This is a genomic window from Dokdonella sp. (genome assembly GCF_041395345.1).
Taxonomy (GTDB): Bacteria; Pseudomonadota; Gammaproteobacteria; order Xanthomonadales; family Rhodanobacteraceae; genus Dokdonella.
Map to the genome: position 1 here is coordinate 290,014 of NZ_JAWLAR010000001.1, position 26,149 is coordinate 316,162.

At 64.0% G+C, this 26,149-nt stretch carries 18 protein-coding genes; 10 read left to right on the plus strand and 8 right to left on the minus strand.

Going from position 1 to position 26,149, the window contains the following annotated elements; translation table 11 throughout:
• Window positions 1–7: 7 nt before the first annotated feature.
• The 4 genes from R3F00_RS01400 to R3F00_RS01415 all read right to left on the minus strand — a co-directional run bounded on the left by R3F00_RS01400 (window position 8) and on the right by R3F00_RS01415 (window position 4,060).
• Window positions 8–919 carry a general secretion pathway protein GspB gene (locus tag R3F00_RS01400; RefSeq protein ID WP_371279909.1) on the minus strand — a complete coding sequence of 304 codons (912 nt, stop codon included), beginning with the start codon at window positions 917–919 and terminating at the stop codon, window positions 8–10.
• Window positions 920–933: 14 nt separating this feature from the next.
• Entirely contained in the window at window positions 934–2,532 is a 1,599-nt protein-coding gene (locus R3F00_RS01405) for an AAA family ATPase (protein WP_371279910.1), read from the minus strand.
• A 160-nt stretch (window positions 2,533–2,692) separates the two neighbouring features.
• Window positions 2,693–3,442 carry a tetratricopeptide repeat protein gene (locus R3F00_RS01410; protein WP_371279912.1) on the minus strand — a complete coding sequence of 250 codons (750 nt, stop codon included), beginning with the start codon at window positions 3,440–3,442 and terminating at the stop codon, window positions 2,693–2,695.
• An 81-nt stretch (window positions 3,443–3,523) separates the two neighbouring features.
• A complete protein-coding gene (locus tag R3F00_RS01415; RefSeq protein WP_371279913.1) occupies window positions 3,524–4,060 on the minus strand; it encodes a GNAT family N-acetyltransferase in 537 nt (178 codons plus the stop codon).
• 535 nt (window positions 4,061–4,595) lie between these two features.
• On the opposite strand from R3F00_RS01415, the gene R3F00_RS01420 reads away from it, so the two are divergent.
• Window positions 4,596–6,695: an Ig-like domain-containing protein gene (locus R3F00_RS01420; RefSeq protein WP_371279914.1), complete on the plus strand. Its 2,100-nt coding sequence runs from the start codon at window positions 4,596–4,598 to the stop codon at window positions 6,693–6,695.
• A 130-nt stretch (window positions 6,696–6,825) separates the two neighbouring features.
• Here R3F00_RS01420 and R3F00_RS01425 read toward each other — a convergent pair whose 3' ends face one another.
• Window positions 6,826–8,862: a M3 family metallopeptidase gene (locus R3F00_RS01425; RefSeq protein ID WP_371279916.1), complete on the minus strand. Its 2,037-nt coding sequence runs from the start codon at window positions 8,860–8,862 to the stop codon at window positions 6,826–6,828.
• Between the two features lie 37 nt (window positions 8,863–8,899).
• Between R3F00_RS01425 and R3F00_RS01430 the strand changes: the two genes are divergently transcribed.
• The gene (locus R3F00_RS01430; protein WP_371279917.1) at window positions 8,900–10,699 is read left to right on the plus strand and encodes a patatin-like phospholipase family protein; all 1,800 of its coding nucleotides are present in this window, start codon (window positions 8,900–8,902) and stop codon (window positions 10,697–10,699) included.
• Window positions 10,700–10,747: 48 nt separating this feature from the next.
• Here R3F00_RS01430 and R3F00_RS01435 read toward each other — a convergent pair whose 3' ends face one another.
• Window positions 10,748–13,267, minus strand: coding sequence for an EAL domain-containing protein (locus R3F00_RS01435; RefSeq protein ID WP_371279918.1), 2,520 nt, complete (start codon window positions 13,265–13,267; stop codon window positions 10,748–10,750).
• 270 nt (window positions 13,268–13,537) lie between these two features.
• Between R3F00_RS01435 and hemB the strand changes: the two genes are divergently transcribed.
• The 3 genes from hemB to R3F00_RS01450 all read left to right on the plus strand — a co-directional run bounded on the left by hemB (window position 13,538) and on the right by R3F00_RS01450 (window position 15,855).
• Entirely contained in the window at window positions 13,538–14,545 is a 1,008-nt protein-coding gene (hemB, locus tag R3F00_RS01440) for a porphobilinogen synthase (RefSeq protein WP_371279919.1), read from the plus strand.
• Between the two features lie 138 nt (window positions 14,546–14,683).
• Window positions 14,684–15,565, plus strand: coding sequence for a shikimate dehydrogenase (gene aroE, locus R3F00_RS01445; protein WP_371280027.1), 882 nt, complete (start codon window positions 14,684–14,686; stop codon window positions 15,563–15,565).
• Window positions 15,565–15,855 (plus strand): YkgJ family cysteine cluster protein, encoded by a 291-nt coding sequence (locus R3F00_RS01450; protein ID WP_371279920.1) that lies wholly within the window; start codon window positions 15,565–15,567, stop codon window positions 15,853–15,855. The genes aroE and R3F00_RS01450 overlap by 1 nt, the downstream gene beginning before the upstream one ends.
• Here the strand turns inward: R3F00_RS01450 and R3F00_RS01455 are convergent.
• On the minus strand, window positions 15,852–16,397 hold the full coding sequence (locus tag R3F00_RS01455) for a gamma carbonic anhydrase family protein (RefSeq protein ID WP_371279921.1): 546 nt from the start codon (window positions 16,395–16,397) through the stop codon (window positions 15,852–15,854). The genes R3F00_RS01450 and R3F00_RS01455 overlap by 4 nt on opposite strands.
• Window positions 16,398–16,561: 164 nt before the next feature.
• Here R3F00_RS01455 and R3F00_RS01460 point away from each other — a divergent pair, with 164 nt between their 5' ends.
• The 5 genes from R3F00_RS01460 (at window position 16,562) to R3F00_RS01480 (ending at window position 22,636) form a co-directional block, all read left to right on the plus strand.
• Entirely contained in the window at window positions 16,562–17,965 is a 1,404-nt protein-coding gene (locus R3F00_RS01460; RefSeq protein ID WP_371280028.1) for a coniferyl aldehyde dehydrogenase, read from the plus strand.
• A gap of 223 nt (window positions 17,966–18,188) precedes the next feature.
• Entirely contained in the window at window positions 18,189–18,911 is a 723-nt protein-coding gene (locus R3F00_RS01465) for a hypothetical protein (protein ID WP_371279922.1), read from the plus strand.
• Window positions 18,912–18,967: 56 nt separating this feature from the next.
• Window positions 18,968–19,810, plus strand: coding sequence for an NAD-dependent protein deacetylase (locus R3F00_RS01470; RefSeq protein ID WP_371279923.1), 843 nt, complete (start codon window positions 18,968–18,970; stop codon window positions 19,808–19,810).
• Between the two features lie 40 nt (window positions 19,811–19,850).
• Complete coding sequence (locus tag R3F00_RS01475; protein WP_371279924.1) at window positions 19,851–21,185, plus strand: right-handed parallel beta-helix repeat-containing protein; 1,335 nt, start codon at window positions 19,851–19,853, stop codon at window positions 21,183–21,185.
• Window positions 21,186–21,244: 59 nt separating this feature from the next.
• Window positions 21,245–22,636, plus strand: a complete 1,392-nt coding sequence (locus R3F00_RS01480) for a M20/M25/M40 family metallo-hydrolase (RefSeq protein ID WP_371279925.1) — start codon at window positions 21,245–21,247, stop codon at window positions 22,634–22,636.
• Between the two features lie 339 nt (window positions 22,637–22,975).
• Here R3F00_RS01480 and R3F00_RS01485 read toward each other — a convergent pair whose 3' ends face one another.
• Window positions 22,976–26,038, minus strand: a complete 3,063-nt coding sequence (locus R3F00_RS01485; RefSeq protein WP_371279926.1) for a diguanylate cyclase — start codon at window positions 26,036–26,038, stop codon at window positions 22,976–22,978.
• Between the last annotated feature and the right edge of the window lie 111 nt (window positions 26,039–26,149).

The following is a 26,149-nucleotide window of genomic DNA, read 5'->3' on the forward strand; positions in this document are numbered from 1 at the left end:
CGGTGGCTCAGCGGCCGCCGCGGGGATACAGGAAGCGCACACCTTCGTAATCGAAAACGACACCGTCGCGGCGAATTTCGATCAGATTGAGGCTGCCGACTTCATCTCCTTCCACTTGACGGTCGCCATTGATGATGACGAAGCGCTGGTCGGGCCGGTCAGCGTAGACATGCATGGTCAGCTTGATCTCGGGAAGCTCACGCCGGGTCTCATACGGCAACTCCCAGATCAGCTTGACACCCGATCCGGGCGCTGCCCCCGCCGCTGCAGATGCGGTTGTCGGAGTCGCGGCCGTTGCTGCCGGTGCCGGTGCCGGCTTGGGTGCAGCGGTAGCCTGGACAGGCGTCTTGTCCGAAGAGTTTCCGGCCGCTGCGGCTGCCGCCGCCATGGCGGCCGCGGCGGCCTGTTGCTCGCGCTGCGCATCATCGGCACCCGCGGCGGCGGCCTGCGCCGGCTCGTCGATGGTGGCGGGCTGACCGGGCTTGAGCAGCTGCGGATTGGGGACCACGACTTCACCCGACTTGACCTTCTGGCGCAGGTCCGGGGCGAGTCCGCTGGTCGCATCGGGCGGAACCTTGCTGCGCGGAACGCGCGAGGCCGCGGTGCTCTGCGCTACTTCGCGTGCGGCATTCACCGGAGGCGGGGGCTGCGGATTGTCATTGAACGTCGAGGCGTCGGGAACGGCAGGCGGAGCGGGAGCCGTAGCAACAGCGGCCGGCGCTTCCGGCTCGGCGACGGGTGCGGCGGACTCGCGCCTCATCCACCAGAGCGCGAGCAGGCCGAGAACGATCAGCACGACCAGCGCCGGCATCAGGCTGCGGCGCCGGCCCACGGCCATCACCGGAGAGCCCAGCGAAGGCGATTCGCCGAGCCGCCTCTGGCGCTCGGATTTTTTCAGGGCTTCAAGAATGAGCGACATGATGCGAGCGGGGTCTACTTGATGTTTCGGATCAGGTGGGGGCCTGTTTCGTCCAGTGCGGACAGTGCGAACAGGGTCTCCGGGCCAATGATGCCATCGGCCTGGATACCGTAGGCGAGTTGCAGCTTGCGCACACGCTCCTCCATGTCGGTATCGAAATACGCCGGACCGCTTTCGCCATCGGCGCCGCCATCCAGCCGGCTCAGGCTTTGCTTGGCCCAGGCGACGGCCGGACCAGCGTCGCCAACGCGCAGGGGCCCCGGGATCGAAGTCGGAACACGCCAGATGGCGATGAAGTCACCAGACCAGAATCGACCCAGTGCCTCGCGCGGAAGTTCAATGCTGTCCCCTGCCACATCGATGCGTACGCGAGCCGGTCCGGCACCCTGGAGCAGGGCATGGGCAGGCTCGCCGGCATTGTCGAGGACCAGGATCGCGGGGCGATCGAAGCGCACCACCTGCTCCAGCGTGCCGCGTCCGCGCAGGCAATGCAGTCCGTTCGAAATGACGGAAGGGCATCGCGTTGCGGCGCGAACGGAGGCTTCGCCGGATCCCACCTGCCAGCGTGACAGCAGGGTCGTTGCCGCGGAAAGTTCGGTTTCCGGTTTTTCGGCGAGACGGGCGGACAATCTCTGTTCGCCATCTTCCTGCGTGGTCGGATTCGCCACGGTGGCAGGTGCAACCGGCGCTGCCGGCTCCGGTTCACGCTGCTGCATCCACAAACCGGTGCCGACCAGCGCAAGCACCAGCAAGGCGGCCACGACCCAGCGCGCATAGCGGCGCATCCAGTAGCGGGCGTGTCCGGGCAGGGTCTCATCGGCAGAACGATCAACCAGGCGCTCGCCGATGCTTTGCTGCTCGCGCGCATAGCCGGCCATCAGGGCACGATCCGCGATCACGTTGATCAGGCGCGGAATGCCGCCGGAACGCTGATACAGGGCACGCAATCCGAGCCGCGAAAACGGCACTTTCTGGCAGCCGGCCACGGCCATGCGGTGCTTCACGTAGGCTTCGGTCTCGGCCGAATCCAGTGGCGTCAGGTGGTAGCGCGCGGTGATCCGCTGGGCCAGCTGGCGCAGCTCGGGGCGCATCAGCATGTCGCGAAGCTCGGGCTGGCCGAGCAGGATGATCTGCAGCAGCTTCTGAGTCGGCGTTTCCAGATTGGTCAGCAGGCGGATCTGCTCGAGTGCATCCAGGGAAAGATTCTGCGCCTCGTCGACAATCAGCACGATGCGCAGTCCCTGCGCATAGGCATCGAGCAGGTAGGTGTTGAGTGTGTCGGTCAGGCCCTTGAGGCTGCCGCGCTTGCCGGCGATGTCGAGCTTCAACTCCTCGCAGACGGTCTCGATCATTTCGACCGGAGACAGCTTCGGATTGAGCAGCAGGGCAACCTGGGTATTTTCCGGCAGCTGTTCGAGCAGGAGACGGCTCAGGGTGGTCTTGCCCGTGCCCACTTCGCCGGTCAGCTGGACGAAGCCGCCGCTGCCGCCCTTGCCGACCCCGTAGAGCAGGTGCGCGAGTGCATCCCGGTGCCTTTCGGACAGGAAAACATAGCGCGGGTCCGGCGTGATCGAAAACGGGGCCTCGCGCAGGCCGTAATACTCGAGATACATATGCCTACTCTACCCGACCGGGTGGCACCGATGCGGCATCGCGGCAAACAATCCCGACGTGGCAGGCGCTGCCAGAGCCAGGCCGCCCAGGGCGAGCCGGACTATGCAGTGAGCCAGCGAAGTCATTGAAAACAAGGCGTTTTCCTGGGGATTGAGGCGCCTACTCGGGCGCTGTCGGCGCGCGTTCAAGCTCGCGAATCCACTGCTTGTTGAGCTTGCGTGAACCTGCCGGCATGCGCTCGGCATGTTGCAGGGACTCCTCGATCAGGTGCTTCGCGGCCGCATGTTCGCCCCACGCGTTCAGGATCGCGACATAGCGGGCGCGCGCCTCCATGCCGGCGTAGCTGCCCAGCAGCGAGTCGAACTCCTTGCGCGCCAGATCGCGATCACCGGCCGCAGCCACGGCACGCGCGTGGATCAGACGACCGTCGGATGACTTGAATTCGGGCTGCTGGATCTGCAGCGCCTCAAGCAATTTGCGGGCTTCCGCAGCCTGGCCGTTGTCGAGCAAGGCGCGGGCCAGCTTGACCTGCAGATCGGCGTCGTCGCTGTTGAGGCCACTCAGGGCCTCGCGATAGGCCTCAATGGCTTCCGCGTGGCGCTGTTCGGCCTGCAGGGCATCGGCCAGGCGTTCGCGATTGGCAATCGTGGGCGAGTGTTCGAGCTCCAGTTGCGCCTCGCGCAACTCGCGGCCAGGATTCAATGTATCGCGCAGGCCGCGCATAACCTTGCGACCACTGCGCGAGCGGCTGAGGTCCGGGATGAATACGACCAGCGCGTAGACAAGACTGCCAAACAGCGGTGCCAGAAACAGCACGAGCAGCCAGTAGCGCTCCTGCCCGGTTCGCAAGACGTGCATGGCGAACAGGACGGCGATGACGACATGAAGACCTACACCCAGAATCGGCACCCAGGAGACTCCGCAAGTTGCGCTCAGGATCCTGCAGTTTCGTGGCAGCGCGTGGAACTGTCCATACAGCCGGCTGCTCGACTAGTCCGGCGCACTCCAGGCGAAAAGACGCAGTTCTTCGTCGTCCAGCCGGATGTTCCTTTCGAATTGCAGGCCAATGCGCTCCAGCAAGCGCGCAGAGGCAGGATTGTCCAGCGAGGTGATCGCAACAATGCGTTGCAGGCCGAAGCGCTGCCGCGCCGCGTGCATGACTGCCTGCGACGCCTCCAGCGCCAGGCCCCGGCCCCGCCAGGCCGGAAGAAAGGCGTAGCCGATGTCCACTGCATCCAGTTCGTCGCGCCTGGCCAATCCGCAGATGCCGATACGCTCACCGCTCTGGCGATCGACGACGCACCAGAATCCGAAGCCGTACTGGCGATAGCTCGGCATCGAACCCGCCGCGATGTACTGGCGGGCATCGTCCAGTGTCCTGACTCCGCGGTCGCCGATATTGCGCATGAAGTCCGCGTCATTGAGCAATTCGAGCATGAAGTCCGCATCGTCCATGCCAAGTTCGCGCAGGTCGAGGCGTTCGGTCTGGAGGACGAAGGTTTCGGCGTCAGCGAGCGCGGTGTTCATGTCACGAATGGTTGACCACGCGCAGGCCGTGGTCAACGGTCCTGGCAAGCCCGGTGCCTGGATCCTGGCAGAAACTCTGCTGTTGCCGACAAACCGGGGCGACCCGCGTGGAAACTGCCGAGCAACAGGCCTGTTCAGGTTTGATCCTCGTTTTGCCATTGGCGCCGCGCAGCCATCGTCAGGAACTGACAATCCGGTGGTCAGCTGGGAGCGGACTCTTTCATTCATATATGCAAGTTGACAATTTTTTTCCAGCGCAAGCCAGCGAAGTTCTCGGCAGTTTCCTGCAGCTATGCCAGACATCACCGAAGTTGCGGTCCCCCTTGGCCCGGCCCGCCTGCCAGAGATATTTACATCTGGCATGAAAAGCGCATTGTTCCATTCAGCCCGGATGCACGATGCATCGGCAAGCGGCTGCGGAGCATAGTCGAGGACGACGATTTTCCGCAGCCAGGGGGGGCTTCCCGATCGCACGCGTCAATCATCAGTCCTGTCCGGGTCTAGGGGACTGGAATTTTGCGAGAGGGAATTTCAAATGAGAACCAATCCATCCTTGGCACCACCCGGCGCCTCCTCGTTCTGCTTCATGAACCGCGTCGCGAGTGCCAGCATTCGCCTGACCGTGGCACTCCTGCTCCTCGTCAGCGGAGCCATGGCAATCTCAACGACTCACGCTGCGGCGGTTGCTGGCCCGAGTGCCGCCATCAGCGTGGCGAACGGTGATTTCTCCAATACGGCAAATGACGGCAGCATCGGAGGTCTTGGCGGCGGCGGTTCTGGAACCGGCGTACTCGGCACAGGCCCCTGGGGCGCCACCTACACCGGCATTGCCGGAGTTGGCCTGCCACCCTTGCTGACCATTGGTAGTGGCAATGCCAGCGTCAGTGGTCTGCTTGGGCTCGACATCGTCACCATCCTCAACAACGGTGGACGATTCCACCAGAATACGGGAGTCTCCTGGGAGCCCGGTCGCCGTTACACCTTGAGCGTCGATGTCGACGCGGGGAGCACACTGGCTGCCAGCGTACTCACCAGCGGAAATATCGGTATCGCCCTGGCAACGGACAACAGCATTGCCTCGCGTCTGGTCAGTACAACGGCTGGAACCGGTGTGCTCACCCTGCTTGGCGGCACCAGCTATCGCCTCGAACTCGAGTACGAAACCGGACCCACCGTCAGCGGAAACATCCATGTGCAGCTCTTCGCCGAACCTTCAGGCTTGCTCACCGCAAACCTGCTTGGCAGCGCCACGTTCGACAATGTCGGCCTCACGACACAACTGCTGACACAAGTTCCGAGTACGATCCAGCCTGCAAACCCGGGACCCTACTCAGCCACGGTTGGACTAGTGGTCAATCCCGCCATCGACATAACTGTACGCGATGCGTTGGGAGATCCGATCCAGGGCGTCAGCGTCAGCTTTGCTGCGCCATCGACCGGCGCAAGTGCCACTGTCGTACCCAATCCGGCGCTTACCGATATCAACGGCGTCGCCCAGGTGGTGACAACGGCGAATACCGTAGCCGGTGCCTATCAGATCAGCGCTACCGTCGCAGGCGTGGCGACGCCGTTGCAAATCGACCTGACCAACCTCGCAGATGTGCCGGCCAGTACTGGTCCGATCAACGGAGGCGGACAGAGCGCGGGTCCCGGTGCAGGCTTCGTCAATCCCATCGGATTGCAGGTGCTCGATCAGTTCGGCAATCCAGTCGGCGGCGTGGAAGTCACCTTCATTCCACCGGCGAGCGGTGCAAGTTCAAGCTTCAGCCCGAATCCAGCCATCACGGATGCCAACGGCATGGTTTCGGTTACCGCAACCGCCAACACCATCGCTGGCACGTATGACGTTGAAGTCAGTATTGCGGGCATCACGCCCAACGCGACGTTCGAGCTGACCAATCTGCCCGGTCCTGCTGCCGCGATCGGCAGCCTGAGTGGCTCGGGTCAGGGAGCAGTGACCAACACGGCTTTTGCCAACCCGCTTGGCGTGCAGGTGCAGGATGCATTCGGCAATGCCGTACCGGGCGTGGCGGTCAGCTTTGTCGCGCCAGGGGCTGGTCCGAGCGTAGTACTGAGTCCGATGATGGCGACCAGCGGTTCGGATGGATTCGTCAGCACCAACGCGACGGCCAACGCGATTGCAGGCGAGTATTCAGTTTCAATCAGCGTGGCCGGACTGGGTACGCTGGGCTCGTTCAATCTGACCAACCTGCTCGATCCTTCGATAGGCCCCGGGCCTGTCAGTGAGCCGAATCAGAATGCTGCGATAGGGACCGTATTCGCTTGCGTGCTCATGATCGAAGTCACCGACGGAAGTGGCGCTCCGTTGCAGGGATTGATAGTGGACTTCGTAGCGCCGACGAGTGGCCCCTCAGCAACTCTCATGCGCGGCGCTGCCAGTGGAACCAGTCTGCAGATTGCTTCAGATGCCGATGGTCTGGCCTGGGTCGAAGCAGTTGCCAACGGGATCGAAGGCGTCTACACGGTGGGTGCACAGCTCAGGTATTCGCTGGCAGCACCCGTGGAGTTCACCCTGCGCAACCTCGCGGCCAATGATCCGGTGTATTCCAACGGATTCGATGGCGGCTGCGTACCCGCAGTGGGCGCCGTCGAAGACGTTACCTCCACCGAATAACACAAGACATGCCATGGGCCATGGAGGGCCCTACCCCTCTCGAGGATGTGCAGCAGCGCAAAGCATCCTCGCAAACCGAGTCTCGTTGCATTCGTTGCAACGAGACTCACCGCTGCAAGTCAGGTCGAGCTCAGGCAGCGATCCCGTAGCTGCGCAAGAGGGCATCCGGGCTGGGCTCGCGACCGCGGAACTCGACGAAGGACTCCAGTGCGGGGCGGGATCCGCCGACGGCGAGCACGGCCTTGCGCCAGGCTTCGCCGACTTCGCGATTGAAGATGCCTTCCTGCTCGAAGCGCTCGAAGGCATCGGCCGAAAGCACTTCGGCCCACAGATAACTGTAGTAGCCCGCGCCATAGCCGCCGGCGAAAATGTGGGTAAAGGCGTGCGGAAAGCGATGCCAGTCCGGCGGTGTCACGACCGCGACTTCGCGGCGTACTTCAGCCAGCAGGTCCAGCGTGCGCGCGCCGCGTTGCGGATCAAACTCGCGATGCAGGCGGAAGTCGAACAGGGCGAATTCCAGCTGGCGCACGAGAAACAGACCGGACTGGAAGTTGCGCGCCGCCTGCATCCGTTCGAACAAGGCTTCGGGCAGGCGTTCGCCGGTCTGCCAGTGGCGCGCGATCAGATCGAGTCCCTCGCGCTTCCAGGCAAAATTCTCCATGAACTGGCTCGGCAGTTCGACGGCGTCCCATTCGACACCGCTGATGCCTGAAACACCGGAATAGTCGACTTCGGTGAGCATGTGGTGCAGGCCGTGGCCGAATTCATGGAACAGCGTGATTACGTCGTCGTGGGTCAGCAGCGACGGTCGCTCGGCGGTTGGCGGGGCGAAATTGCAGACCAGGTAGGCGACCGGAAGCTGCAGGGCATCGCCACGCCGGATACGCGAGGTACACACGTCCATCCAGGCGCCACCGCGTTTGCCGGTGCGTGCATAGAGATCGATGTAGGCGCCGGCGAATATCCGACCCTGGGCATCGAGCAGATCGTAGTAGCGCGCATCCTCGTGCCAGACATCGACATCCCTGCGTTCGCGCACGCTGATCCCGAGCACGCTCTTGATGACGGCAAACAAGCCGTCGAGCACCGAGGGCAACGGGAAATACGGCTTGAGCTCCTCCTCGTTCAGCGCGTACTTTTTCTCGCGCAATTTCTCGGCCGCGTAGCCGGTGTCCCAGGGCTGCAAATCCTCGATGCCGAGTTCGTTGCGCGCAAACTCGCGCAGCTCGGCCAGATCGGCTTCGGCCATGGGCCGAGCCTTGGCCACAAAGTCCCGGAGGAACTCGATGACCCGATCGGCCGACGGCGCCATCTTGGTCGCCAGCGATTCGTCGGCCGTGTTGGCGAAGCCGAGCATCCGGGCGGCTTCGTGGCGCAGGGCCAGTATCCTTTCGATGCGCGGCGTGTTGTCGAACCTGCCCTGGTCCGATTGGTCCGAAGCCCGGGTGCCATAGGCGCGATACACGCGGGCACGCAGCGCGCGATCGTCGGCATAGGTCAGCACGGCCTGCACGCTGGGCTGCTTGAGCGTGACCAGCCAGCCATCGAGTTTCCTTTCCTGCGCGTAGGCGAGCAGCACCGCGCGCCCCGAATCGGGTATGCCGCTCAAACCGGCCTCGTCGGTGATGTGCTCGGACCAGGCGTCGGTCGCGTCGAGCACGGCCTCCTCGAATTCGGTCGAGAGTCTGGCTAGCTCGCTGGAGATCTCGCGAAAGCGGGTACGGGCCGGCTCTTCAAGGGCCACGCCGGCCAGCTCGAAATCACGCAGCTCGTGCTCGACCAGGGTTCGTGCCGCGCGTGGCAATGAAGGGAATTCATCCGACTCGCCGACCGCCTTGACGGCCGCATACAACTCGCGGTTCTGGCCCAGCGCGGTCTGGAACGCGACGATCTTGTCCTGCGCGGCGGAATAGGCTTCGCGCAAGGCTTCGGAATCCTTGACCCCGTGCAGATGGCTGACCGGCGACCAGGCCCGCGAAAGACGGTCTTCGAGCTCCTCGCAGGTTTGCATGACGCTGGAGAAGCTGCGTGCGCCGGTACTGGCAAGCATGGCATCGATGCCGGCCTGGTACTCGGCAAGAATCGCATCGATGGCCGGTTCGACGTGTTCAGGTCTGATCGCCGTGAACCGGGGCAGGGCGGTGTTTTCCAGCAACGGGTTGGTCATGGGTACTCCTGGGTCGATCCGTGAACTTGGAGCGTGGATGGCGCAAAATCAAGCGCATCGACCCTTCGATACGACTCTCATGGAAAGCGAAGCCGGCCGCGACACCCTCGAGATCCTGCGTGCATTGCCGCTATTCCGGCAACTGGACGATGATGCCCTGGCCGAGCTCGGCCGCGAACTGACCTGGTTCGCCTTGCCGGGAGGCTCATCGCTGTTCGAACAGGGCGATCCCAGCGACGCCCTGTTTGTTCTCAAGAGCGGCAGCCTCGGTGCCTTTCGCAACGACGAAAAGGGCCATGTGCAGCTGGTCGGGGTCGTAGCCGCTGGCGAGACCGTCGGCGAAGTCGGCATGATGATCGACATGCCGCGCAACGCCAGCGTGCGGGCATTGCGCGATTCCGAACTGTTGCGACTTTCGCGCAGCGATTTCGACAAGCTGGTCAACCATCATCCGCGCGCGATGCTGGCAATGGCGCGTCTTGCCGTGCGCCGCCTGTCCTCACGAGACGAAGATGCAACGCTGGGCGCACCGCGCACGTTCGCCGTGCTGCGCCACGACGCGGGCGTGGACCTGCACGGCTTCGCCGACGAGTTCGTCAAGATGCTCGGTGCATTCGGCACCTGCACGATGATCGATGGCCAGACAGGCCTCGGCCACTTGAGCAGCTGGTTCAACGAAATCGAGGCGCGCACGCGCTTCGTCGTCTATGTGGCCGACGCGGATGACGAATGGCAGGCGCTGTGCGTGCGCCAGGCCGACTGCCTGCTGTTGCTGGCCAATGCGGCGGATACGCCGAAGGCATGGCCGGCGGGCGCCTGTGCCGATGCCTCCACGGCCCTGTCCAGGCCACGCAACCTGATCCTGCTGCATCCCGGCGAGCTCATCAAGGGCGCGGCCCGACTTTGGCTCAACAAGACACCCGGCATTCCGCATCATCATGTGCGTGATGCGCATGACGTACGCCGCATTGCCCGCCTGCTGACCGGGCGCAGCCTGAACCTTGTTCTTTCCGGCGGTGGTGCGCGCGGTTTCACGCAGATCGGAATCGTGCGCGCCTTGCGCGAGGCCGGTCTCGAGATCGACTGTGTGGGCGGCACCAGCATCGGTGCGATCATCGGTGCAGGCGTGGCGCTGGAGTGGTCGGATGAGGAAATGTTCGAGAACTATCGGCAGAGCTTCGTCGCCGGTCGTCCGCTCAGCGACTACACGCTGCCGCTGGTGGCACTCACACGCGGACGCCGGGTCGCTCGTCTGCTGCGCGAACAGTATGACGACCGCGACATCACCGACCTGCCGCTACCCTACTTCTGCTGCTCGTCGAACCTCAGCACCGGTCAACTGGAAACGCATCGCGACGGCCCCCTCTGGTTGTGGCTGCGCGCTTCCTGTGCGATTCCGGGGGTATTGCCACCGGTCTGTCACCACGGGCAGGTCTATGTCGACGGTGCCGTCATCAACAACCTGCCGACCGACATCATGCATGCGCTGCAGCCCGGCACGATCGCGGCTGTCGACATCGGTGCCGATGACGCCCTGCACGCGACCATCGAGGAGTACTACACGCCCTCGATATGGAAGTTGCTGTTCGAATTCGGTCGCGGCCAGAGGCCGGGCATCTTCGATGTGCTGATCCGCTCGGGCATGGTCAATGCCGAAATCGCAAGCGCGGAGCGTCGCCAGCTCGCCAAACTGCTGTTCGAGCCCCCGGTGCGCGAAATCGGCCTGCTCAACTGGAAGGCCTATGAATACGCGGTAGACAGCGGCTATCAATATGCCCTGCGCGCCATCGAGAAGCAGCGCCATGCCTTGCACGCGCATGCGCCAGGACAAGGCTGATCCGCTGGCAATCGGCGGCGCCGTCTCGCCGCGCGCCTGATCCGGGATTCAGGTCAGCGCCATCAGCTTGCCGAAATCGACGCGCTTGAGCAGGCGCGCTTCGCCGAGGCACTTGCCTTGCAGATAGTGGACACCGGCGCCGCGCAGGGCCTGCAAGGTCTGCTCGTTGTCGACTTCACCGGCAATGACGCGCATTTCCAGCGACTTCGCCAGACCGGTAATCGAGGTGACCAGGTGCAGGTCGCCACGGTCGCTGGCCACGCGTTGCACCACGCTGCGCTCGATGCGAACGAAATCGCCAGGACGACGTTGCGAATGCAGAAATGGCAGCAGGCCCGTCTCGGCGTCGGTGCCGTTGAGCACGAAACGGCAACCGATCGCGCGCAGGCGTGCGATGAAATGCAGGGCCGCCGGCAGATTGGCCAGCTCCGGGCTGTCGCTGATCTCGAGGATCAGGCGCTCCGCCGGAACCCCGGTCGCGATGATGGACTTTTCGATCGTTGCAAGAGAATCCGGGTCCGCCACCGTCGCCGGCGAGAGTCGCGCGATCATGCCGACCGGTGCATGGCGCGCGCGCTCGTTGGCCAGATGCATGAGCAGGCCGTTGATCACCCAGAGGTCGATGCGCTGGACCATGCCGACACGCTCGGCCAGCGGAATGAATGCCCGCGGCAAGATCAATTGGCCGTCCTTTCCGACCATGCGCAACTGCACGGCAAACAGCGGATCCTCTTCGCCACGCCCGAGTTGCCAGCCTGCCCCTCCAACCGGTTCGCCGGCATCGTCCGGGAGGTTGGCGGTCGGCACCACCGGCTGCACGAGGATGACGAAGCGTGCCTGTTCAAGGGCCAGTCGCAGGCGTTCACTCGGGGCGCTGACCGGAGCCGGTGCAGGTGTCGAAGTGCTCTTGCCCAAGGCACTGGCTTTTGCCGCTTCGGCGGGACTGGTTCCGGCCGCTGCCCGCGCGCGTTCCAGCGCTTCGTCGGCGGTGACCGTGCGCGGACTCAGCATTTCCGCACCGATGCGTGCATGCACGCGGTGTTGCACGTCGCCGATGGTGTATTCACGCTCGGCCAGCAGCTTCTGGAAACTTTCGGCCAGGACCTTGATGTTGTCGACCTGGACGCTGCTGAGCAGGAGCAGGAAGCTGTCGCCTTCACCCCGCGCGAGGACGTCGCCCTCGCGCAGGCGGTGAGCCAGGGCATGGGCGACGGTGCGAAGCAGCTCGTCGCCGCGCGGTGGAGAATGTTCGTCGTCGCGATCGACCTCGACATGGATCAGGGCCGAATAGCCGCCGCGGTCGCGCAGTCGAACCAGTTCGCCGATCAGGCGCTGGCGCAGGTGACGCGCATTGGGCAGGCCGGTCAATGGGTCGTGGCTGAGTTCCCAGCGCAGGCGTTCGGCCGTGCGCCGTTCCGCGATGTCGCGGAACACGACCACCGCACCCTGGGCCTTTCGATGCACCTGCAGCGGCAACACCGTGTATTCGACCGGTACGCCACTGCCATCGCGGCGGCGAAACATGGTTTCAACCTGATGGACTGCAACACCCTCGCTGTAGGCCCGGCTCAGCGGCGAGCTGCGAGCAGCCTCCTGTGGATGCACGGCAGCCTGCGCAAGCAGTCCGATCAGGTCATTGTCGTCGCCATAGCCGAGCAGGCGCAGACCGGTCGGGTTGACGAAACTGATGCGGCCTTCGGAATCGACCCCGAAGACGCCATCGCCGACCGAGCCGAGAATGCCATCGAGCTGCTCGCGACCCACTTCGGCCGAGCGTTGCATTTCGATGTTGCGAGCGAGGGTGCGTATGCGCGCCAGGAACAGCTCGCGCGCCTCGTTCTTGAACATGCATTCGCTGGCGCCGGCCTGCAGACAGCGTCGAATGATGTCTTCGCGATAGCTGCCGGTGATGACGGCCAGGATCGGCGGTTCGTCGCGCTCGCTGAGCTTTCGACAGAGCTCGTCGCCACTGCCATCGGGCAGGAAGTAGTCAACGACCACGAGGTCGTAGGGGTTGTTGTCGGAAAGTTCCACGGCTTCGGCAATCGAAGCGGCGACATCGACCGAGTAACCGTTGCGTTCGAGAAGATCGCTGTACGCCTGGCAGACACTCTTTGAATCGTCGACAAACAGTATGCGCACGCGTTCGCCGGATTCCACGGACGCGTTTTCGCCGGCGAGCTCGTCGGGAGCGAGTTCGCCGACACATGCCGGAATGCGGCTGAACTGCGACCAGAGCAGGAAGCGGCCGCGCATCGTCGCCGCTGCCCAGGCGCGGATTTCGGCCGTCTCCTCATGTGCCATCAGCAGCGTCGCCGGAGCATCAGGCGCGTGCCGCGTGTATTCAAGCAAGGCTCGATACTCGCGGGTCGGCCGCGCGGGTGCGCCGATGATGGCCAGCGAATAGGGCAGTTCCTTGGCGTTCGGATTGCCAACCCGGCGCAGGTGGTCGTAGGCCTCCAGGTAGTTGCCGATTTCCGCACGTACCGGCAACGATGCGGCCGCCAGCGTCCGTCGCAACAGATGGCTCAGGGTGGTCGATCGCTCGACTAGCAGGATTCCGCTCAAGGGGGCCTCGAAAGCACGTTGGTCCGATGCGCTGGAAGAATCTTTCGGCTGTCCCGCGCGACCGAAACCGCAGCGATCCTCGCCCTGGTCTCCCCCTGCGCGCGCCGTGCCATGAGACCAGTACGCGTTTCGCAATGCAAGGGCAGGCGCGACGCATGCCGGCAGTTCCGTTCAGCTGGCCGAGCAAGGCATCCGCGTCGCTCGGGCAAAACCACTTCGGTGCTGACGCCGCATTCATTACACTGTGGGCGACCCGACAGCGAGCGACCGATGACCTACCCGAATACCCGCTTGCGCCGAATGCGGCGCGATGCCTTTTCCCGGGCACTGATGCGCGAGACCCGCCTTGATGCCAGCGACCTGATCATGGTCGCCTTTGTCATCGACGGCAGCGACCGGCGCGAAGCCGTGCCCTCCATGCCGGGCGTCGAGCGTCTGTCGCTGGATCATCTGCTCAAGCTGGCCGATGAATGCGTCGCACTCGGTATCCCGGCGCTGGCCCTGTTTCCCTCGGTGGATGCATCACTCAAGAGTGAGGATGCCAGCGAAGCCTGGAATCCGGAGGGGCTGTTCCAGCGCGCTGCACGCGCACTCAAGGTGCGCCATCCCGGACTCGGCCTGATTGGCGACGTTGCCCTGGATCCCTACACCACGCATGGCCAGGATGGTCTGATCGACGCCGCTGGCTATGTGCTCAATGACCCGACCATCGCCGCACTGATCCGCATGGCCCTGGCCCAGGCCGAAGCCGGTTTCGATATCGTCGCGCCCTCGGACATGATGGATGGCCGCATCGGCGCGATACGCGAAGCGCTGGAGGATGCCGGGCATGTCAATACGCGCATCCTTTCCTACTCGGCAAAGTATGCCTCGGCGTTCTATGGTCCTTTCCGCGATGCAGTGGGGTCTTCGGCCAATCTCGGCAAGGGCGACAAGCACACCTACCAGATGGATGTCGGCAACAGTGACGAGGCGCTGCGTGAGGTTGAGCTCGACATTGCCGAAGGTGCCGACATCGTCATGGTCAAGCCCGGATTGCCGTATCTGGATGTCGTGCGGCGGGTCAAGGATCACTTTGGAATGCCGACCTTCGTCTACCAGGTCAGCGGTGAGTACGCGATGCTGAAGGCGGCTGCGCAGAACGGCTGGCTGGACGAGCACAGCGTCGTGCTCGAAGCGCTGATGGCGATGAGGCGTGCCGGTGCGGATGCGATCCTGACCTACTACGCCATCGAGGCAGCGCGCTGGTTGCGTGCAGATTTGTCCCGGACGCAGTAGTCTCGACCCGGGAAGCCCACGGCGTGGATGGGGATCGGAAGTTGAGTGCAGGGCCTGCCGCCGGGCGCGTTCCCGCGCAGGACTGGTAAAGCGAGGGCGAGCCCGAGGCTCGAACGTAGTCGGAGCGAATCCATGCAGATGATCGATGAGGAACCCGTGACCGTGCACCGCGCCAGCGATGGGCCCGGCCTGTACGCCGTGTTTGGCCAGCCCATTGCGCACTCGCTTTCTCCGCGAATTCATGCAGCGTTTGCGCGCGACCTTTCGATCGCGCTGGAGTACCGAGCCATTGAAGCTTCGGCCGAGGATTTCGTCGGCGCACTGGCCGCATTCGCCGATCGCGGCGGCCTTGGCGCCAATGTCACGTTGCCCCTGAAGCAACATGCGGCGCGCCTGTGCCTTTCGGTCAGCGAACGCGCGCGCCAGGCCGACAGCGTCAATACCCTGGTTCGCCGCGGCGAAGGCTGGCATGGCGAAAGCACCGATGGCGTCGGCCTCATCCGCGACATCACCGGCCGCCACGGCCTGTATGTGCGCGGGCGACGCACCCTGCTGCTGGGCGCTGGCGGTGCCGCGCGCGCCGTGGCTTTTGCCTTGCTCGATGCGGGCATTTCCGAACTGACCATCGCCAACCGGACCCCCGAACGTGCCGACGCCCTGGCCGACGCCATCGGCAAGCCGGAGGGCGTGCATACGCGCTACTGGAGCGATCTCGGGCAATGGGGATCCTTCGACCTGATCGTCAACGCGACCTCGGCCGGTCATGGCCGGATGTCGCTGGCCCTGCCGCCGTCCCTGATGGCACCGCGCGCCGTCTGCTACGACCTGTCCTATGGCCGTGCCTCATTCGGATTTCTGGCCTGGGCGCGCAGCGCGGGCGCCAGCCATGCCGTTGACGGCCTTGGCATGCTGGTTGAACAGGCTGCCGAGGCCTTCGAGGTCTGGCATGGACGAAGGCCGGAGACCGACGCAATCTACGCTGAATTGCGCGCCTACCTGCCGGGCGATGCCGAAGACTGATGGACTGCAGGATCGGTTGCGGCGCCTGCTGCATCGCGCCTTCCATTTCGTCGGCGATTCCCGGCATGCCCCATGGCAAGCCGGCCGGCGTACGTTGCGTGCAACTCACCGCGGCAAACGCCTGTGCCCTGTTCGGCCGACCCGAGCGCCCCGAAGTGTGCCGCCAGCTGCAACCCGATCGGGTCATGTGCGGCAACGATGCCGCTCAGGCGATGAAATACCTCGATGAACTCGAAAGCCTGACCAGACCCGTTGCACGGCCAGTCCGATCCGCGGGCGGCGCGTACTAGCCGGATCGGGTCAGCGCCGAGAGGTACTCGTTTTTCAGGCGCACGTAGTTCTGCGCGGAGTAGAAGAGCTTCTCGATCTCGTCCTCACCGAGCTTGCGCACGAAGCGCGCCGGGTTGCCGACCCAGAGCTCGCCTTCGCCGACCTGCTTGCCCGGGCTGAGCATGGCCCCGGCGCCGATCATGCTGTGCTTGCCGACACGGGCGCCATCGAGCACGGTCGCATTCATTCCGATCAGGCAGGCGTCTCCGATCGTGCAGGCATGCACGATGGCACCATGGCCGATGGTGACATCGGAGCCGATCAGCAGCGGAACGCCTCCAGGCGTGTACGGCCCGTCGTGGGTGACATGCAGCACGGCGCCATCCTGGACATTGCTGCGTGCGCCGATGCGTATGAAGTTGACGTCGCCACGTGCTACCGCGCACGGCCACAGCGAGGCATCTTCCTCCAGCTCGACATCGCCGATCAATACGGCGTCCGGATCGACGTAGACCCCCGGACCCAGACGCGGCCCGATGCCGTTGTATGTGCGGATGCTCATGGCGGAATCTTCGCTGGCAAAGCGCGAAAGTTATCACGCGACTGCGGCCAGGGTGAGCAGAAGCGAAACCGCGGACCTGCTTGCCCGAAGCCGGAAATTCCGCCCGATCGCACGCCTTCATTCGTCAATGGAAGTCCAATCAGGGTTAGACTGATCGCATGGACATGCCTGCCACGACCGATCTGAACGCGCTGCTGGAACGCCAGCGCGCCGCCTGGCAGGTGAGCGAGCCCACGCCCGCGCAACGCCTCAGGGATCTGGGCAAGCTGCGCGAAGTCCTGCGCCGGCGTTTTGACGAATTGTCGGCCGCCATGAGCGCCGATTTTGGGCGTCGCTCGCATCACGAAAGCCTGCTCACCGACGGCATGACGGTGCTGCACGAGATCGACTACATGCGCAAGCGCCTGACGCGCTGGTCGCGTCCTCGTCACCGTCTCGCCGACGCGATGTTCTGGCCGGCGCGCACCGAGGTCCAGAACCGCCCGCTGGGCGTGGTCGGCATCATTTCGCCGTGGAACTACCCGGTCAACCTGGCCCTGATCCCGCTGGTGTCGGCGATTGCCGCTGGCAATCACGTGATGCTCAAACCTTCGGAAAACACCCCACGCACCTCCGCATTGCTGGCCGAACTGCTCGCCGAGGTGTTTCCCGAGGATCGTGTGGCGACGGTACTCGGCGATGCCGATGTGGCGGCCCGTTTCGCCGCGTTGCCCTTCGATCACCTGTTCTTCACCGGCTCGACCGCCGTCGGTCGCAAGGTCATGGCTGCCGCCGCACCCAATCTGACCCCGGTCACGCTTGAGCTGGGTGGCAAGTCGCCGGCCATCGTGGCCGAGGGCTATCCGATCGAGACCGCCGCGCAACGCATCGCCGCCGGCAAGTTCCTCAATGCCGGGCAGACCTGCATTGCGCCGGACTACGTGTTCGTGCCGAACGACCAGCGCGAACCGTTCCTGGCCGTATTGCGCGCCTACGTGGCGCGCCACTATCCCCGGCTCAGGGAAACACCCGACTACACCAGCATCGTCAACGACGGTCACTATCAGCGCCTGCAGGCTCTGGTGGCGGAGGCTGGCGAGGCGGGAACACGCATCGAGGTCTTGCCGGATGCGGCTGCACATGACCCCGAGCGGCGTATTTTTGCACCGACTGTCGTTCTCGACCCGGACCCGAAGCTGCGCGTCATGCAGGAGGAAATCTTCGGGCCGGTGCTGCCGGTCATCGGCTATGGGCACATCGAGGAGGTGCTCAAGTTCGTCAACAGCCGGCCACGCCCGCTGGCGCTGTATCATTTCGACAAGGATCGTCGGCGCACCCGACACGTGTTGCGCTCTACCCTGGCCGGCGGCGTCACCGTCAATGACTGTGTCATCCACATCGCCCAGAGCGAACTGCCCTTCGGCGGCGTGGGCGCGTCCGGAATGGGACATTATCATGGACATGCCGGTTTCCTGACCTTCTCCAAGCAGATGCCGGTGCTGTTCCAGGCGCGCTGGTCCTCGCTGTCCCTGCTGCGGCCGCCCTATACGAAACTGGCGGATTTCGTCACCCGATTGATGACCCGCTGAGCCAGGACAACGCTGGACACCGCGTCGTTCCCCGCTGACCCGCCATGCGGCTGTCGAGCATCGCAGGGATGACGTGCGAAGGCTTGTCCCGCCTGGCCCCGAGGCTCCGGTCGGCAGCGCTTCAGCCGCGCTTCGCTAGGCTTGTTGCATTCCTCAAAACGAACTTGGCGCCAGCCTTGCATGGCAGCCCTTGTCCGATCGTCAAAACCACGGCAATAGTCCAATGACCAAGAAATCCGAATACATTCCCGCGCGCCGCAATGCGCCCGAGTCGGAAGCGGCGCTGGCCAGCCGTATCAGCCGGCACCTGCTGGATCTGCTCTCCAATGTGCCCAGGACCAGCGAGGTGCGCGACAGCAATGCCGATGCCCGGGTCCGTGCGTTGACTTCGGCGGCTGCCAACAAGGCAGCACTCGCCGCCGGGACCCTGGCCCTGCCGCCCGGTCCGCTGGGCTGGCTGACGATCATTCCCGAACTCATCGCGATCTGGCGTATCCAGGCCCAGCTGGTTGCAGACATTTCAGGTGCCTACGGGGTCAGCGCGCGACTGAATCGCGAGCAGATGATGTATTGCCTGTTCAAACACGCTGCGGCGCAGGCGGTTCGCGATCTGGTCGTGCAGGTGGGCGGCCGCCTGATCGCACAGGATGTCCCGGTGCGCGTGATCGAGCGCGTTGCCCAGGCCGTCGGTTTGCGTGTTACCAAGCGTCTGGTCGGTGGCGGTATCTCACGCTGGTTGCCGGTTATCGGCGCAGTCGGAGTCGGTGCCTATGCCTGGTACGACACGCGGCAGGTCGCGCGAACCGCGATTCGCCTGTTCGGGGCAGGTCCGACCACGGTCGACGCCGTGCTTGCGGCCATGGATGAAGAGGATGCGCGCGCTGCCGACCAGGCCGAATCCGTCGATCAGGCGCAAGCGACCGAACCGGAACGTCGTCGCGCCTGAGGCAATTCTCACTGCGCCTTGCGGGCAAATGCAGCCTGCGGCGCTATGCTCTGCGGATGCGCCTGCTCGCCGACTTCATCGCCCGCCACCAACGCCTGTTCGTGCTGACCGGTGCCGGCTGCAGCACGGATTCGGGCATCCCCGACTATCGGGATGCCGAGGGCGGCTGGAAGCGCGCGCCGCCGGTGACCCTGCAGGCCTTCGTGGGCGATGAATCCACCCGCCGCCGCTACTGGGCGCGCAGCATGCTGGGCTGGAATCGTTTCGGCCGCGCGAGTCCGAATGCGGTGCACCGCGCCCTGGTCGAACTCGAACGGCAAGGACGCCAGCAAGTCCTGCTGACCCAGAACGTCGATCGCCTGCACCAGCGCGCCGGCAGCCGCAACGTGATCGACCTGCACGGGCGAATGGATGTGGTTCGCTGCCTGGCATGCGAAGCACGCAGCGAACGGGAAGGGCTGCAGCGGGAATTGCTGGCGCGCAATCCCGATTGGCTGAACATCCCGTCGACGCCAGCGCCGGATGGCGATGCCGATCTCGACAACGCGGACTTCTCGACATTCGATGTGCCTGACTGCGAAGGCTGCGGTGGCGTGCTGAAGCCGGACGTCGTGTTCTTTGGCGAGAACGTGCCGCGCGAACGAGTCGATGCCGCTGTCGCCCATCTCGAGCAAGCCGATGCGGTGCTCGTGGTCGGCTCCTCGCTGATGGTGTATTCGGGATTTCGGTTTGCACGTATGGCCTCGGCGATGGGCAAGCCGATTGCCGCAGTCAATCTCGGTCGGACGCGAGCCGATGATCTGCTGTCGCTCAAGATCACCGAATCCTGCGGCGATGCGCTGGCATTCCTGATCGCAGAGACGGAACAGGCGCACGGAACCGCGGCGATCTCCGGTTGAGAATGGGGCGTCCCTGAAGGCAATGATCGGGAATCCATTCGTGTCGCTGACAACCCTGCGCGCACTTGTCCTGTTGCTGGTCTCGCTCGCCGGGCCTCAGCTCGCACCTGCGGCGGTGATCGAGATCACGCCGCAGGACAACTACCGCAGCGCCATGCAAAACCTGGTCGCTGGCGACACCCTCATCATGCACGGTGGCAACTATCCGTTGACCAGCTTTTTCCAGCTGAGTCTGAATGGCACCGCGCAGCTTCCGATCACGATCCGGGCCGCGGTCGGCGAGCAGCCGGTCATCGAATACGTCGGCAGCGGCCAGAACATCGTCAATGTCAGCAACTCGTCCTTCCTTACCTTCGATGGCATCGAGTTTACCGGCGGCTCGCGCGGCATTCGCCTGACCGCCTCCTCGGACATCACGATTCGCAATTGCCATGTGCACCACACTGCCGCCAACGCGATCAGTGCCAACGACATCGGCAGCGTCTATGCGCGCCTGACCATCGTGCACAACGAGATTGACCATGCCGGGGGTACTGCCGAGGGTCTCTATCTCGGCTGCAACAACGACGAGTGCCGAATCCACGATTCGCTGATCGCGAACAACTACATTCATCATCTCAACGATCCTGGTGTGACCCAGGGCGATGGCATCGAGATCAAGGCTGGAAGCTACGCCAACATCGTGCGCGACAACGTCATCCACGACACCCGCTATCCAGGCATCACCCTCTACCACACCCATGGCAACGGCGCGCCGAACCTGATCGAACGCAATCTGGTCTGGAACAGCGGTGACAACGGCATCCAGGTCACGGCCGACGCCATCGTGCGCAACAACATCGTGCTCGGCGCGGCAGCTCATGGCATCGGTATTCACGGCTCCCAGGGCGGCACGGTGGGCAATCTCGAAATCGTCAACAACACCGTACTCAAGGCCAGCGGCGATGCCATCCACATCAACGACGTCAGCGGCAGCGTGTTGATCGCCAACAACGCCCTGTATGCGCAGAGCGGTCGTGCCGTTTACGCGGACGGCACGACCAGCCTGGTCACGATGCTGGCGAATGCCGGAACAGGCGGCCTGAGCGGTGTCAGTACGGGATTCAATGCGGGTGGAAACATCGCCACGAACTTTGCATCGGCCAACTATTCGGGCGCACCACCGATGGATCTGGTGCCGACAATCGGGCTGCTGGTCGGCTCCGCCGATGCGACAACGATCGCGCAGGATGACTTCAACGCCCTGTCGCGCAGCCCGCAAGCGGACGTCGGTGCCTATCGCAGCAATCCGGCAGGCAATCCCGGCTGGGTGCTGCAGGCCGGATTCAAGGAAACGTCATTCCTGTTCGCGGATGGATTTGATCCGGCACCCTGAAACTTCGGCTGCGCGTATATTGAGCGCGCCGGATAACCGGCGCCGGAGCGCACGCCTGCATGAAATTCCCGATCTCATTCCTGCTGCTGGCAATGTTTGTCGCCGAGTCCAGCGCTGCGCCGGTTGACCCGGAGACCCGCGCCGAGGCGCGTGATCTTCTTGCAAGATCGATCGCCTTCAAGACCTCCGAAGGTCTCGGCCAGGTACCGGCCTACGCGTCGTTCCTCGCAGAGAAGCTGCAGGCCGGCGGCATTCCCGCAGAGGACATCCGGATCTTACCGGTCGGCGAGACGGCATCACTGGTGGTGCGCTATCGCGGTGATGGAAGTGGCGGCAAGCCGATCCTGCTGCTTGCACACATGGACGTGGTGACGGCCAATCCGGCCGACTGGAAACGCGATCCGTTCACCCTGATCGAAGAGAACGGATATTTTTTCGGTCGCGGCACCTCGGATATCAAGGCGGACGCGTCCCTGATCGTGGCCACGTTCCTGCGTCTGAAGCGCGAAGGCTTCGTGCCTGACCGCGACTTGATCATCGTCTTTACCGGTGACGAAGAATCCGATCAGTTGACGACGCGCGATCTGGTCGACAATCACCGTGATCTGATCGATGCCGAATTCGCGCTTAATGCCGATGGCGGTGGTGGCGTGCTCGATGAAGAAACCGGCAAGGCGCGCATCTACTACCTGCAGGGCGCCGAGAAGACCTCCGCGACCTATGCGATCACCGCAACCAACCCGGGCGGCCACAGCTCCGAGCCGCGCGTCGAAAACGCGATCTACGATCTGGCCGACGCGCTGAAGTCCTTGCAGGCATTCCGCTTTCCGGTGCAGTCGAACGAATGGACCCTGGCCAGTCTGGCGGCGGCCGGTGCGGCAACACCGGGACCCCTCGGTGAGGCGATGACACGTTTCGCAGCGGATCCGACCGACAAGGCCGCAGCCGACCTGCTGGCGACGGAGCCCTCTTACGTCGGGCGCACGCGAACCACCTGCATCGCGACCATGCTCAAGGGCGGACATGCCGAAAACGCGCTGCCGCAATCGGCCACGGCCACGGTCAATTGCCGCATCTTCCCCGGCACCACGATCGAATCGGTCCAGGCCGAGGTGCAGCGCGTGGTCGGCGACAAGCTCGACGTGCAGATTGCCGAACGCACCATGGATGCCAAGGCCTCGCCCTTGCGAGAGGATATCCAGTCCGCCGTCTCCCGGGCCGTGCACGCCAGCCACCCGGGTACGCCCGTCGTTCCGGACCAGGCCTCCTACTACACCGACGGCACGATTTTCCGCGCCGCGGGCATACCGACCTATGGCGTCAGCAGCAACTTCATGAAGGATAGCGACAGCTTCGCCCATGGCCTTGACGAACGGCTGCCGGTGGATGCCTTCTACAACGGTCTCGAGCACTGGTACGTGCTGATTCAGTCGCTGGCTGGGGGGCAGTAGGCGGGGTATTGGTTCGAGCAGAAATTTGCGTGGCTTGTTGTTGGAAAGCCGCGATGCTGAATGGTGCCGCCGTAGGAAACGGCTTCAGCCGCGATGCAATTTTGCATTGTGGCGAGGAGCGTCAGGCATGAATTTCACACCGAATAGCCGATCATGACCTGGGCCTCGATGGCTCGGCACGAATTGCCGCTTCGTTGTTGGATAGACCAGCCACTCGGCTTCGAAAGCTGATGCGACGATTTTCTTGTGTTGATCAGGAGCAGGAGCATCGCGGCTGAAGCCGCTTCCTACGGGCGGGCGCGGGCTTCGATCGGGTGCCTGTTGTTTCTTCCTAGTTGGCTATTCGACAACCGGATCGCGTTTCGCATCGATGCTCCGGCACACCCGATTGCGTCCCTCGTGCTTGGCCCGGTACAGGGCCGAGTCGGTTTCGCGCAGCAGGTCGGCGGCATGGTCGCCGGGCGCCGGCACCCGGCTCATGACGCCTGCACTGATGGTGATGGTCTGGCTGTCGTTGCCCAGGGTGCGAGGCGGCAGGGCCTCGACCAGGGCGCGCATGCGTTCGGCGCAGCGCGCAACGAGGTCGATGCTCGCATCCACCATCAGACAGGCGAATTCCTCGCCGCCAAAACGCGCGACCAGATCCTGCTCGCGCGTGACGCTGGCGAGTGCCTGGGCGACGGCGCGCAGGGCGACGTCACCGGCCAGATGGCCGTGGCGATCGTTGTAGTCCTTGAAATGGTCCACATCGATGACGATCAGGCCGATCGGCAACCCCCTGGTCACTGCGCGTTCGATTGCCGCGTCTGCGGCCTCCATCAGGCGACGGCGATTGGCGACGCCGGTCAGGGGATCCTGGTAGGACAGCTCGGTCAGTCGCTCATTTGCAGAACGGATTTCCAGGGTGCGGCGCGCAACCTCGCGTTTCAGATGGCGCTGGCGGGCACGCAACCCGCGATTGTAGAGAAGGACCAGACCGGAAGCGGCAGCGAGCACGAGCAGCACGAACAGCAGACGAACCCAGGGCAACTCCCACCAGTGGGCCTTCACGGAAAAATGCAGGGTCCGTGGCGAGCTCGGAATGCCTGCATAGTCGCGTGCCTCGACCTTTAGTGCGTATGAGCCCGGAGCCAGTGCGGAATAGCGTCGCTGGTGTTCCTCGGTCCAAGCACCGGGCCCGTCATCGTGTCCGACCAGCTCGGTGCGGAAAGTGGAATCCTGTTCGCGTATGCCGGACAGGAGCGTGAATCCGATCATCAGGTCGCGAGTGCCCGCAGGCAGATCCAGCGCGGTACTCCCTTCGGGGTCGATCGTCCTGCCGTCGACGATCATTTCGCTGAAGTGCAGGGGCTTGGGTACGGCATGTCCCGGCGCGGCGACGATCTCCGGGTCGAACATGCTCAAGCCACCCAGCGTGCCGACCCAGTACCTGTCATTCGCATCGATGACCTGCGTGTTCGTGTTGCACTCATCGTGGACCAGGCCATCGCGACGGCGAAAGACGCGTTCGGAATATCCCGGTCCGTCCGACTTCGGCGTCAGCAGTTGCACGCCGTTGTTGGTGCAGACATAGATTCGGCCACGACTGTCCTCAAGCACGGAGTAGACGGTCGGATCGGGTGGTGCAGGTACCGCGTCGTCCTTGATCATCACCGGGTTCCGCGGATCATCGATGGCCAGTCGCACGACGCCATTTCGATTGCTGCTCGCCCACAGCGTGGCGCCTGCATCCGTCCGGGTTACGGTGACCCCGCGAAAGCCGTCTTCGGGCAGGCCCTTGATGCCCGTCAGCGGCGTCCATTCGCTGCCATCAAAACGCGCCAGTCCCTGCTGACCGGCTGCCCAGATCCAGGAACGGCCGTGGGCATCCACCTGCTGGCCGAGGTTGACCACACTCCACGGCTTGCCTGCGTCGCCAATCGGGAAGTTCGTCCAATCGCCATTGCGAAATCGATAGACGCCACTGCGCAGCGTTGCAAACCAGAGTTCGGTCTTTCCCTGGAAAACTCGCGAGAGGGCATGGGTGGCGATGTCTTCACCCCTCTGCTGCCACGGCACTGGCAATGGCGTGAACTCCAGATCGTCGCTGACGCGAAGCAATGCGCCGTCATTGAGGCTCAGCAATCGCCAACGGGTGCCATCGGGTCCGGCGAGATTCCAGATTTGACGCACGCCTTCATCCGGCAACGTGCCATTGGCGCGCGTGAAGTATTGCCACTCGCCATCCTGGAGCAGTCCCAGGCCCTGTTTTGAAGTGCCGACCCAGACCCGCTGCCCGCCCTTTCCATCGTCTTCGGGCAGGACGCTGAAGATGCCGTTCTCGCGCGCGCCGAGCAGGGATACGGTTTGCCATTGTGTGTCGGCCAGGGCCGCCCGCGCGATTCCGCGCTCGGTCGCCAGCCAGAGCAGATCGGTGCCATCCATGCTCCGTTGCAGCTTGATGCCGCGCACGGCGTCGGACGGCAGACCGTGGCGGCGATCGAAGACCGCGACCTCGTCATCAATCACGCGCAACAGGCCGGCACGCGACGCCAGCCAGACAGCGTTCTTTCCACTGGACATTCGGGTTGCCACGGCCGAGTAGATCGCTTCGGTCGGCAATTCACCGCTGGCGGCCCGCCAGACCCGGATACCGTCTTCACGAATCCGGTAGAGGCCATCGCCATAGGTCAGCAGCCACAACTCCTCGACGCCCTGGTTGACCGTACGCATCAGGTCGGTCGAATGCAGCTCGGGCTGGTCCAACAGCTCGAAGCGCTGCCAGGGCCGGGTGATGCCGGTGTTGTCGATGTCCCGATACCAGAGCCCGTCAGCAGTGGCTGCCATCCATTGCCGGGGTCCACCGAACAGCGTATCGGTTTGCGCGATGCTGGCGGTCGGTCCCTGTCGTACCGAAGCATTGCCCGGGTCCGCAGTCCAGGTCGTGTAGTCGGCGTCCTGCTTCCAGAAGCCGTCATCCAGACCGACCCAGAGCTGCGAGCGGTCGTCGGCGGTCCGGGTTTCGGAGAAGCGCTGGTGGAACCTGCTCTCCGAAGGTTGCAGTGCCCAGCGTTCGCCATCGTAGCTGGCCAGGCCCTCGCGTTCGAAAATGGCCCAGAGCGTCCCCTCAGCGTCTGCCTGCATGTCGCGAACCAGACTGTGCGCTTCCGGGAATGGCCATGCGGTCCAGCGGTAGCCGTCGAAGCGTGCCAGTGACGAAGCCGAACCGGCCCAGACAAAGCCCTTCCGGTCAAAGCCCACGGTGCTCCATATTTCGTCCGACAAGCCTTCGCGCGAGGAGAACACGGTAAACGTCGGTGCACCCTCGTCGGCCAGGTCGAGGGCAGAAATCGCGCGCTCGGCCGCGTGCGTCGCAGTCGAGGAAACGAACGACAAGAGCAAGGACAAGAACAGGCAGCGCATGCGCAAGTAGCTGAAATCCGGTAGTCGGGCAGGAGTGCCCGTTGAGTGATCTGCTCCCTGCTGGCGGAACAGGGGGTGTGGATGGGGCACAAGCTGCAAGAACCGTGCCCC